Origin of the sequence: Lyngbya sp. CCY1209 (genome assembly GCF_035615495.1) — a bacterium.
Lineage (GTDB): Bacteria > Cyanobacteriota > Cyanobacteriia > Cyanobacteriales > Microcoleaceae > Limnospira.
This window is the reverse complement of record NZ_JAJENU010000655.1, coordinates 18,360-30,025: the sequence shown is the minus strand read 5'-3', so window position 1 is coordinate 30,025 and position 11,666 is coordinate 18,360. Positions and strand designations below refer to the sequence as shown.

The window sequence follows — 11,666 nt, the reverse complement described above, 5'->3', positions numbered from 1 at the left end:
TGTGGGGGCAACCTTATAGGGTTGCCCGTTTAAAATTCTGTTTAAAATTCTGTGGGGGCAACCTTATAGGGTTGCCCTTGTTAGAGGATAAATGGAAGCAAGCCATCATTTTAGATAAATAGGCAAGCACAGAGGCTTGCCCCTACAGTTGGCTATAGGATTGGCAAGCACTATATGATTGGCAAGCACTATATGATTGGCAAGCACAGAGGCTTGCCCCTACAGTTGGCTGTATGATTGGCAAGCACTATATGATTGGCAAGCACTATAGGATTGGCAAGCACTATATGATTGGCAAGCCTATATGATTGGCAAGCACAGAGGCTTGCCCCTACAGTTGGCTGTATGATTGGCAAGCCTATATGATTGGCAAGCACAGAGGCTTGCCCCTACAGTTTTTATTGATCAATTGGGTTGCTTTTCATGAGGATTAGATTGAGGACATTTAATTCGGTGGAGGTGAGGAGATAGCGATCGGTGAAAAGTTTCGATCGCATCTGTTTGAGGCTGTAGCTTCTGAAGATGACGAAGGGAAATTCTCGGTAGCGATCGCCGATGGGTAATACCTGTTCTGCGGGGTAGAGTTGGTGGATATATTGACTCAAAATGACGCGAAAATTGTTGTCTTCGTCTTCCGGTTTTTGGTCATTTTTTAACGGTTCATTTTGGAAATAGTCGCGGATGATGTCGCCGACGATAAACGCAAATAAAGGAATTGCATAATATTGGTCACTCCAGCGGTTGTGTTGTTCGAGTCGCTGGGTGCGATCGCGGGGTTCTTTGAGTTTATCGATCAGTGCGATCGCGCGTCCCATTAGCGATCGCAGGCTTTCCGGGTATTGGGAACTTTCCCGGATGGCGATCATTTTATTCCGCAGTGCGTCGGTGGCGTGGGTTTCGATTTCTGACAGCCGGATTTCGTAGGTTTCTTCTAAGTTTTGATTTTTGAGGGGAACCAGTAGCAGGCTGCCGAAAGTATGACCGGGTTCGATATTGCCGATATCCAGCAAATTATCCAGGCGATCGCAGCGTTTTTCAAAACCGTGATTGAATTGTTCTCGTAAATCTAAATAGGATAAATTTTGGCGTTTTTCGCCTCCATCCGGCCTCAGCAAAAATTCCCCCCGACTGAGGAGATTCTGGAGGCTATCATAAATTTCTGCTAGGGTTGTATTTTTACGGTTTCTATGATATTCTTTTTTTAACTCCTTAATTAGGGTCGCCAGTTGACCGGTCAGACTTTCGCCGGAGGCGGACAGGGACTTGCCGCCGATGGGAATGATTAAGAAATGATCCCGTCCGATTTTGCCATAACCGCGAATGCGGGTCATGATGGCGGTTTTGAGGATTAACAATAAGTTAAATAGGTTGAGAACGCTTTCTTGGATGGAGAGTTCGGGGTCGCTGTCGTCGCCGTAATAAACCGCGCGATCGCACAGATAAAACGTCAATTCTTTATCGGTATTATCCAAAGTTTGGGATTTTCCATTTTCCGAAAACTCTCCCCGACAGCGATAGATAACTTGGATGATTTCCATCAAGTTACTCTCGACTTGAAACTGGGGAATTTCCACCAAAATATGTTGGGATTTTGGGAAAGACAGACCTCGACTGGCAGAGGAGGTCATAAATACAACTTTGACGCGATCGCGATACAAACCGATTTCCTTTCTGTCAGATTCCGAAAGGTTGGCGTGCACTTCCAGATAATCTTCATTTTTGACAAATGGTTCCTGTTTTTGGATCGATTCGATCAACTGCTGTAATTTCTGTTTATTTTGAATATAAACCAAAATTTGACCCGTCCCGGGACGGCTGCGGAGTGCGTTGATATCGTCCAGAATTTGCTGTAAAATCGTTGTCGAGAGTTTATCTTTCTGTTTGAAAAATTTCTCTTCGTTAAATTTGACCGATTCGACAAATGCTTTATAAGTGATTGACAACTGTTTGGCGGGGTAGGAATTGGCGTTAATGGCGATCGCCGGCAAACGGTTGAACTTAAATTCTCGTTGGGACAGGGGAGGTATTTCCAAATCCGATACCCGGCGGAAAAAGATTTTGTCCGGTTCGGCGGACGTTTCGGAGAGATGCTGTGTGATCACTTCCGGATCGACGATGGAGGCGTCGGCGACGATGACTTTTGTGTTGAAGCCGTGGCGGCGATCGCTCAATTCATACTCGCCGATAATTTTCTTGATTTCACTCAAAAAATCCACGCCACTGTGATCTCCGGTAATCTCGTCGATCATGATAAACAGATGTTTGATGCGGCCGGAAATTTCCCCCATTTTTTTCGAGTTGACGGTTCCCGATCGCTTATTGTAGGCATCTTTAAAAATGATCCTGAAATTTTCCAGGGTATTGCGGCCGGTGGCGGTAATTCTGAGGGACTGAATGCAGGCGGTGGCGACGATATTGTTGGAGATGCGATCGTTGACGGCGTGGCGGACGGCTTCACACAGGGTTGATAAAACTCCAGGTCGTTTGTGGGGAGCGTTTTTGAGGCGGCTTTCGGTGATTCTTTGAACGGCATTTTGATGGGATTTGAAGGGTTTGGGAGGCTCGTTGAGATCGACAAAGGTGACGGCGTGATGGGAAAAATCACCTTGCTTTTGTTGGGATAAGTAATTGACCGCTTTGGCGGGTGCGTAATTGTCAATTAGGGTCGAGTTGGTGGTCATGCAAAACAGGCGATCGTCGCAAATTTCCTTGGTTTCTGGGTTCTTGAATTTCTCGATAATATCCAAATTGACCTGTTTGCGGGGACTGACATAAAAGAAGAGAAATCCTTCGTCGATGTGGGTTTTTAAAAACTCGACGATCGCGGTCGTTTTGCCGATACCGGGATTTCCGGTTAGAAAAATATAGGTATTATCGGAGGCGAGTGCAGCTTTCACCTTTTCTGCGTGGGGTTGTCTCAATTCCAAAGTGGAACTAAAGTGATCGATAATTTCGGTGTGTGGGGGGATGATATTGATGCGATCGGGTTGGATATGGGATAGCTTATCGATCCAGGCATTTCCGTCCTCAAAGCTTTTTTTCAGGTTGCGACGAATGGTCTGCAAAACCTGCTTTCTAGCCGTCGCGATTTCCTCGTCTCTGGGTTCATTTTTATAGATGTTGTTGCAGGTTTTCAGCAAATCCAGATGTTGGGAATGTTTCGGGTTGAGAGATATCGAACTAATGCCGCGATCGCTGTATCCCACCGCATTAATGATTGTATCTGTCTCGGAGTTGACGATGCCGACTTCCCGCAAAAAGCCATAAAAGCTGTAGGCATAACTGGCGGCTTGAATCAGTTTTGTACTTTCTTTGTCCCGTCGCTTGAAAGCGGTAAAGTAGTGTTTCAAGTTATCGGAAAATTCGAGATCCAGATCGGCATCCGTCCCGGTATCAAGTCGCAGCTTGGCAAAGGCACTTTTCGACTTCAGATAGCTAATCTCCCGCCACAACAGTCGCCGCTGGTTGACTAAATCTTTATCCTGTAAATCGAGGAGATCCTGAGTTTCCTTTACCGAAAAAACTGATAAGTCGATCGCCAATATTTTCAAAGTTCGCCGCCGTCGGAGTAACATCAGGGTATCGGCTTTTAAAAACTCCCCTTTTCCGCTGTATTTTTCCCGATATCGATTCAATTCAGAGGGAGCGATCGCATCTCCCAACTGAGACAACCACTCCGACACTTCCAGACTGCCATCTTTGGGATATTGTTTGATACTGTTGTCGCCAGAAAAACAGCATTGATAGTAAACGATTTCATATTTGGATACATCTTTTCCCAGCGATTCCACATATTCCCGAAAAAAGTTAAATCCCGACAGCCAACCTTTCTGGATCAAAAATAATCCCCATTTTTTCACCTTTTCAATATCCGCTGGATCGATAATATTCCCATCCTTGACGATTTGCTGTCGCATTTTGGGAAATCGCAAATTTTCGAGATCGCGACGATACAAATCGCCGAAATTGTGGGACAGTTCAATTTTGGCGATCGCCGCCAAAACTCCGATATTGAAACCCACCTCAAACAGCCGTCCCAAATTCTCCGCAACCATCAAAAAACCTCCTTCCTTACCGAGTAGCACAGCCATCCTGGCTGTCATTCAACTGTTTCAGAATACAAACTCGAATTGACTTCAGCCAAAAAAGCGAGGGTATTAAATTTGACATCTCCCCTCATGTGGTTAAATACCGCCTGTTTCCGCAACGACTCGTCACCGATGATGCGATCGTAGGGATCGAGTTTGAGCTGTATTCTTCCGGTATTTTTTTCCAATCGATAAAAGTGAAATAGCGTCAAATATTGGAGGATATCCTGTTTCAGAGAACCCTCTTCAATCAATCCCCGGCGAATCTCGCTATCATCGAACACTTTCGGATAAATATTCACCAGGGTAGAGTAAGACATGACACCGTTATAAAAGCGATCGTCCCCTTTTCCAACCGACAAACCATTAAACAGGTTGAAGAATAACACCACCTTATGACTTTCATCTTCCATTAAATTCAACAACTGTTCCGTACTGTTGAGACTGTAGGAACTCTCAGAAAGACGTTTTGATTTCTTGACATAGTATTTATTGAAAAATATGGGATACAGGTAGATGTCATCCAAATCGGCAACCAGGAATTTTATCAAGGTGGGTGACATGAAATAATACTGGCTTTCGTCTTGAACTTGCGTCAAGTTGAGATTGTCCGTGTAGGGAGCCTGAGCTACATATAAAAAGTGACGGTATCCCAGTTTTTTATAAAGGTAATCGACGGTATCTTTCAGGATAGACGGTTCGGCGTACAATTTGCGATCGCGATAATTGGCGGAAAAGGTTTTCAGCAGTTGCATCCGAACCGTACCCGAATTGTTGGTGATTCCCACCGCTTCGCCAAATAGAGTTAAAATTCGATCTTGGCGATCGCGATTGGTTCGCAACCCGTCACTTTCGACGCTCGACACCACAATTAAAGCCAACTTATCCAGGGGAGATGACGAATCCTGTCGCGGTAGAGATTCGGTAAATGTGAAGGTTCGAGGCAAAACTGAATAGAGGGAACTTAAAGCATTTTGTAATTTAAACCTATTGATGTCTTGAATACGGATTCCTTGGGAATTAGAGCGATATTTCTCGTTCAAAAAATGAGCAATAACTTTCGATAAATCCGCCATAAACTCCTCAGAAGGAGACGGTTTTTCCGATGTCCCTTCGTGAAACCGCAAAATTGGAACAAACACCATATATTTAACATCGTCGAGAAGTACCCGCAGCGTGATGTAAACCAGCAAGGACATTGTAAACTGATAAACAAAAGCCTGTACCGAGTTGAATTGATCTTTATCCAGGCGGCGGGGATTGTAGGGAAAAACGATACATTTAATGGCATTAAAATTTTTTCCCCTGGTTTCTTCACTCAGTTTACTATTGGGAACGAATAATACCGGTAACGCTCGCACTTTTTTTAAATCAGAGTAGGCAATTTTAAATTCCTCATGCTCTGTCGTTTGATAATAGCGGATATCTTCAATTTTGAGATGAGCGGGAAGCTGACACAACATCTGCTCGTCGGGGTAAGACTCGCCGATGGTGATGTACTGAAGGCATTTTTTCGGATTCTCTCTGACGACATCATTAAAGAACATTCCTTCAATCAGGCTATCAGGATCTCGTTTTAAGATGCCGCGATTGACGCCAATCTGAAGGGAGAAGTACCGGGGTTGTAGAATAGTTTTTTGTTCGATGAAACCGTGGAGTAACTTTTTGAGCCGTTTGATTTTGTGGCGGACATTTAATTCTTCAAATCTCGACACGAAATTTTTCAATAACCGGGTTTTTTTGTCCTCATCACTTCCTTTTAGGATGGGTAAAACTCGCTTTTCAAAGTTTTCGATAACATCATAGGTGAGTTCGGATTGGCGATCGTAGTTGGGATCTTCTGGATTTCCGTGGGTTGCAAACGCAAAATAGTAGAGAAACACCCACTTCAACAGTTTTCTATAAAACTTTGCGGAATCTTGGCTGACTTCTTCTTTATGTTCCGAACTCTCCGGATTGATCCGTTTCAAATGATAGTCGAAGGCTTTATCCCCGCCGCGAGCCTGAACGGGATTGTTAAATTTCAGTTTCAAGCCAAATGTAAAAGTGCGATCGCTGCCGTCGGAAGAGGTGGTTTCCCCCAAACTGTCGGTGACGATGGGAATGATGGGAAGGGGATCGAAGGCTTCCGATCGCGAAAAGACTTCCCGATAATTGATGGTTTCCCCGCCATAGCTGACATCATAATCGCCATCCTGCTTGTCAGGATTTCCAATATATTCCTCGATCGCTTTCAGTCGCCGAATCAAATCCTGCAAATAAACCAAATCGGGATGATCCTGGGTTTCCAAATTATCTCGCAGGTATTCCAAATAGCGAATTTTCGCTTCTTTTTTCAGTTTCCCCAAGGATTCCGTATCCACCACCCGCCGCAATTTGTAGAAGTCGGAATTGATATTTTCTTCTAAATCGTCGATTTGTTCTTCGATATCATCTCGATTGTTCTCAAATTCGTCTCCAAGTCTTTGTTCCAGGTGGTTTTTCACTCCAGCGATCAGATCGGCTTGAAACCGCGAGATATGGCGAACCGAAATCGTCAGTTTGTGGAATTTCAGCAAAGACTTGCTTCCCACATCATCCCGCCGCGTTTCCAACCCGGATTTCTGTACGGATGCAGTCGCCGGGAAATTATACAATAAACCGAGTTGGTTTGAACTTCCCCTCTGTAAATTTTCAAGATAGCTCTTGACAAATTGTTCGATACTCTCAAAATTTTGAGTTTGGACGCAATCCGATAGATTCTGTTTTAATTGATCTCGTATGTCGCGAATCAACCCCGGAAATTTTGGCTGAAAACTGGGACTAAAATTAACCGTTGCGGAACGAACTCGCTGACTGGAAGTGATGGGACTCTGAATTTTGGCAACAGCAATTTGAGTGGCGATCGCATCCAAATCGACGATCAGATGATTTCCATCTTTCGATATTTTAAACGGATTTTCCTGGCGAACTAACCCCAATATTTTTTGCAATATATCGCTGTAATCGACGGGTGCTAAATCGTCCGAACCCTGTTCTAAAACATTCATGGCATTCACTGATACCCTGCATCCCTCCAGTGTACTACGGGTAGACCCCGCAGGTCTACCCCCCAGTCAATTTTTTCTCAGTGGGTGAACCACCTTAAAACGCCTGAATCCACTCCTTAACTTCGTACTCCGTCCAGATGCCATTTTTCCAGTAGGGATCGTTTTCCACCAACTCCCGGACGGTGGCTTCGTCTTCAGCCTCGTAGATGCCGAAAACTTTGGTGGTGTCTTTGGTGGGACCGAGTGTCACCAAAACTCCCGATTCTTTTTGCTGCTTTAATCCGTCCAAATGTGCCTGACGGTGAGGTGCCCGCTTTTCGAGGACGTTTTCGCAGTAGCTTCCGAACATGATATATTTTGGCATGGCTATTGTTACGATTTAGGTCTGAATTCTATTTTATAGGATTGAGCGATCGCTGGCAAATACGACCATTTTTAATCCCGAGCAAATTCGGTCAAATATCCACATCAAAATAAGTTGAATATTCTCACGCGATCGGGAATTATTGCAGTCGCCATATCGGTTCACCCGCCTTGAAATAAATTTCAAGGCTAATAGCAAAAGTCCACTAAGCGTGGACTCGGTTCTGTTGTGTTATCATATCAAATCAGATTGAATGCTCGGAATAATTCAAAGTCCCCATCCCCCCCTACCCCCCCTTTGTAAGGGGGGAGTTCAAGGGGGATTTAGGGGGATCAACCGGATCTCATTGGAGCGAAAACCACTATAATTATCAAGGGATTTCTCCGTGTCCTCTGTGCCTCTGTGGTGAAATACCTGCCCTATTTCAATATCGCATAAATTCGGGACTTCCCAGTAAAATAGCACCCCTCAAGTTTTCCGGACTTTCTTCCAAAACTTGACGAGTTTTAGGCGATAATGTAATCCCCAAGGTTTCCCCCAACTGGTTGGCATCGACGGGATTTCCTTCGTGGAGTAACCCCCCCGCCAAAGGCACCGCCAAACTGCTGCGGCGAACCATCGTATCAGGATTCAACCAAGCCTGTTGAGTGTTTTTATAACCGTCGGGGGACGGACAGGCGTGCAGCGGCATTCCCAGTTGATTTAAAATGCCATTAATTGGGTTGAAATTGCTGACTTCTCCGATCGCACGCATAATAGAGGTTATATAACGATAGGGATTTTTGAATTTGGCGTTGTAATTCCTTTCATCCCAAAAATCTGTACTGTTAAATAGGGTTTTCAGCACTTCTCTGATCTCCCCACCCGTCTCCAAAAAGCGATCGCTCAAATCAACCACCACAGACTCGGGGGGTTCGTCCGCCACGAAAGCCTGGGCGAGTTTGTAGGCGATATTTTGGGCCGTAGAGGGGTGATTCGCCAACAGATCCAACGCCTCTTCAACTTCTTCAATCCCCCGTCCTTTTATCGTTTTTCCCAATAATATTTTATCATCAAAATCGTGGCGCGTTTCATCAAAATAAAATCCATCTTCATCTCCGGCGCGATCGCCCGGTTTCGGCAATCCCCAACCTGTCAAAATCCGCGCCAATTCCATCACATCTTTCTGGGTATATCCGCTATCAACTCCCAAGGTATGTAATTCCAATAATTCCCGAGCATAATTCTCGTTCAAACCCTTAAATCTCCCCGTCGCCCCCGGACTACCCGGCGCAGTATTTTGCCAATTATCGAGATAAAATAACATGGCGGGATGGTGTGCGATCGCCCCCAAAAGCGTCCGAAATTTACCGAAAACGTGGGGTCTGATCGCCTGTTCTTCGTAGGAACCGATCCAAATTCTCGCCAATCCCTGCATCCCGAAAACATTGAAATGATTGAACCAAAAATCTACCATCACTTCTTCCAACTCTCGGGGACTATGCAAGGCTCGAATCAGCCGTCCGAGTCTCACCTGATTAATAACTCTTTGCTGAAATTGTCGGCGAACTTTTTGCAGCGATCGCCGATCTAAATCCAGTTTTTTCGCCTCATTGACTATCCGATTTTGTTCAAATACAAGCTTTCCCGGTTGCCAGGGGAGCGTGTTCAACGGTTGCAGTTGCCGTTGCAGTTGTTCGGGTATCGGAATCGCCACCGGATTGAGCTGCGAGTTAATATATCCCGAAATCCCCGTCTTTTTAATGTCGTCAATTTGTCCTTGCTTCAACCCCAAACTGAGGCGGTTTGCGAGGTGGATGACTTTGCGATCGCTCATCATAAAACTCCCAATTTGATAGGATTAATTTGACCGGATTGGATAGTGATAACCCCTTCTCCGTGTCCTCTGTGCCTCTGTGGTTCAATTTAGGCCCGGATTGAAATTTGGAAACAATGATGCTAAAATAAACATTATATCAAAGTCAATCAAACAGACTGATTTAATGATATCTACTCAACTTTGGAATGCCCATCAGGATCTCGCCCGAGCCTGCTTAAATCATCCCTTCGTCCGGGGCATCGCCGACGGCACCCTCCCCGAAACCTGCTTTCGCCACTATATTGGACAGGACGCCTTTTTCCTCGGTTCCTTCGCCCGCGCCTACAGCATCGCCGCCGCCAAAACCCCCGATTGGGAGGGTTTCCGAACCTTTCACGCCCTCGGAGATGGAGTCTTAAAAGAACTGCAACTGCACGGCAGTTATGCTCAAAAATGGGGAGTCAACCTCGCCGGAACCCAACCCGCGATCGCCACCCGTCGCTACACCGACTTTCTCCTCGCCACCGCCTGGGGGGGAGATGTGGGATACATCACGGCGGCAATGATGCCCTGTCTGCGATTGTACGCCTTTTTAGGACAACAACTCGCCGCCCCCGAAATTCCCAAACATTCCTATTCCGACTGGATCGAAACCTACAGCGGCGAGGACTTTGAAGAACTCGCCCAACAATTGGAAACCCTCGGCGATCGCTATATTTGCGATCGCGCCGGAGCCGAAAGCATCTACAATTACGCCATGCTGTGCGAACGGGACTTTTTCCAAGCCGCCTGGGAAGCCTTTTCTACCTCTCCCGCTTCGCAAGGGGGAGACTGAGAGGGGGTTTTCTCATCTTCCCAACTTGTTGGGAATCCCCTCGCATCCTCCCGGAATCGTCTCCCGAGCCTTAGAACCGCACCAGGCGCAGCAATAGTAACGATTCTCCTCCAACAGGTTCAGAACCCCCGTAAAATCGACATTTTCCACCACCGCCCCGGTGTTGTAACCCGTGGCGTAGTCGGGAATCAACGTGCGGGTGCGGGGGCTCGCCGTTTCCGCCGAGCCATAGAAAAACTTAGCCGATCGCAAATTTGCCCGCGAGAGGTTCGCCTCGAAGAGAATGGAACGGGAAAGATTCGCCCGCACCAGATCGCAACCGCTCAAATTCGCCCGCACCAAATTCGCCTCGCCCAAATCGGTGCGCCGCAAATCCATATTAGCCAAGTCTGCTCCCGCCAACATCGCCCCCAAATCAATCACCCGGATACCCGTAGCCCGATCTTCTGCATAGCTGCCGTTGCCGTCCAAAATCGGGCGTCCCAAATGGCGATCGCGTTTCAGGGGAGTAATCAGCCGCGCCTGGGACAAAAACCGCAAAATCTTCGCCTTCCCCTCCGCATCCACGCTGCGAATAATCGCCGCCGTGCGTCCTTCGGCAATCACCCGTTCCTGGGGCCAATCTTCCAACAACCCCTGTTCCCCCAAAGCCAGATCCGACACCCCCTGAAAGTAAGCATCAATCGTCTGCTGTTGGGTGATGCGGTTCTGCTGAATCGTCAAATCCCGAGAAATCACATATTGACGCCAAGCCACATAAACCGCCAAAATCGCAATCATAATCTGACCCAAAGCGCCGATCAGTTCCCCGAGGGCCCCGATGGCGTCCCAGTTAATGACAATATTGCGGCTGCCGAGGTCCGTGTTAGACCCGCTCAACATCAGCAACCCGGTGATTCCGGCCAAAATCCCGAAGCTGGCAACGATCAAACTCCGCCACACCGAAGGGATCAGCGTCGTCCAGATCTTGCCCCAACTCGGCCAGATAATCAGCAACGCGGCCGAAATGGCGATGATGGCGCTGACATATCCCACCCAAACATTATCGATCGCCAACCCCAAAATCATCACGGCGATCGCGCCCAAAGTGAGTACGGAAGCCGGCCAATTGCTCAGTCGAGGTGACATCGCATCCGCGCTACCATCAGAAGGTGAAGCCTCCTGGGGCAATTGCGCCCCATCTCCCAGGGAGAACCCCTCCCCATTGCCTGGAACGGATGTCATTTCCAGGGCAGTGGCGATCGTCCCATTGGGGCTATCTGCAGTCTCATTGGGTTGTGGCGGTTGAGTTGAATTCGGATCGACTGTCATATTTGCATAATAAAGATATTTGCACAATCAAGAAAAATCGGATCGATTTTGATTTGATTGTATCGGAACTGGGCGAGATGCTCGATCGCCCGACCGGAAAAACCCCGCCCCGCCTTGAAACAGTTGGGGAGTGCCCCGGGTATTCTGGAAACCGGTTCGGGGTGTCCAAATCAGATGCATAAAAAAACCTTTCCGGGGAGCGGGTGCACATCTACCACTCCCGCACCCCGAAACTCCCACC

General features: G+C 47.0%; 6 protein-coding genes. 1 reads left to right on the top strand and 5 read right to left on the bottom strand.

The window, feature by feature from the left end:
* Positions 1-398 precede the first annotated feature (398 nt).
* The 4 genes from LKE08_RS27045 to LKE08_RS27030 all read right to left on the bottom strand — a co-directional run bounded on the left by LKE08_RS27045 (position 399) and on the right by LKE08_RS27030 (position 9,300).
* Positions 399-4,055: a helicase-related protein gene (locus tag LKE08_RS27045; RefSeq protein WP_324707403.1), complete on the bottom strand. Its 3,657-nt coding sequence runs from the start codon at positions 4,053-4,055 to the stop codon at positions 399-401.
* 44 nt (positions 4,056-4,099) lie between these two features.
* Complete coding sequence (locus LKE08_RS27040; RefSeq protein ID WP_324707402.1) at positions 4,100-7,117, bottom strand: hypothetical protein; 3,018 nt, start codon at positions 7,115-7,117, stop codon at positions 4,100-4,102.
* 94 nt (positions 7,118-7,211) lie between these two features.
* A complete protein-coding gene (locus tag LKE08_RS27035) occupies positions 7,212-7,481 on the bottom strand; it encodes a YciI family protein (RefSeq protein ID WP_324707401.1) in 270 nt (89 codons plus the stop codon).
* A 424-nt stretch (positions 7,482-7,905) separates the two neighbouring features.
* The gene (locus LKE08_RS27030; protein ID WP_324707400.1) at positions 7,906-9,300 is read right to left on the bottom strand and encodes a DUF1800 domain-containing protein; all 1,395 of its coding nucleotides are present in this window, start codon (positions 9,298-9,300) and stop codon (positions 7,906-7,908) included.
* 163 nt (positions 9,301-9,463) lie between these two features.
* Between LKE08_RS27030 and LKE08_RS27025 the strand changes: the two genes are divergently transcribed.
* Positions 9,464-10,114: a TenA family protein gene (locus LKE08_RS27025; RefSeq protein WP_324707399.1), complete on the top strand. Its 651-nt coding sequence runs from the start codon at positions 9,464-9,466 to the stop codon at positions 10,112-10,114.
* A 12-nt stretch (positions 10,115-10,126) separates the two neighbouring features.
* Here LKE08_RS27025 and LKE08_RS27020 read toward each other — a convergent pair whose 3' ends face one another.
* The gene (locus LKE08_RS27020) at positions 10,127-11,425 is read right to left on the bottom strand and encodes a pentapeptide repeat-containing protein (RefSeq protein WP_324707398.1); all 1,299 of its coding nucleotides are present in this window, start codon (positions 11,423-11,425) and stop codon (positions 10,127-10,129) included.
* Between the last annotated feature and the right edge of the window lie 241 nt (positions 11,426-11,666).

Excerpts from the sequence above, each read along its gene's own strand:
- LKE08_RS27045 (WP_324707403.1), bottom strand. The coding sequence starts at position 4,055 with ATGGTTGCGGAGAATTTGGGACGGCTGTTTGAGGTGGGTTTCAATATC.
- LKE08_RS27040 (WP_324707402.1), bottom strand. The coding sequence starts at position 7,117 with ATGAATGTTTTAGAACAGGGTTCGGACGATTTAGCACCCGTCGATTAC.
- LKE08_RS27035 (WP_324707401.1), bottom strand. The coding sequence starts at position 7,481 with ATGCCAAAATATATCATGTTCGGAAGCTACTGCGAAAACGTCCTCGAA.
- LKE08_RS27030 (WP_324707400.1), bottom strand. The coding sequence starts at position 9,300 with ATGATGAGCGATCGCAAAGTCATCCACCTCGCAAACCGCCTCAGTTTG.
- LKE08_RS27025 (WP_324707399.1), top strand. The coding sequence starts at position 9,464 with ATGATATCTACTCAACTTTGGAATGCCCATCAGGATCTCGCCCGAGCC.
- LKE08_RS27020 (WP_324707398.1), bottom strand. The coding sequence starts at position 11,425 with ATGACAGTCGATCCGAATTCAACTCAACCGCCACAACCCAATGAGACT.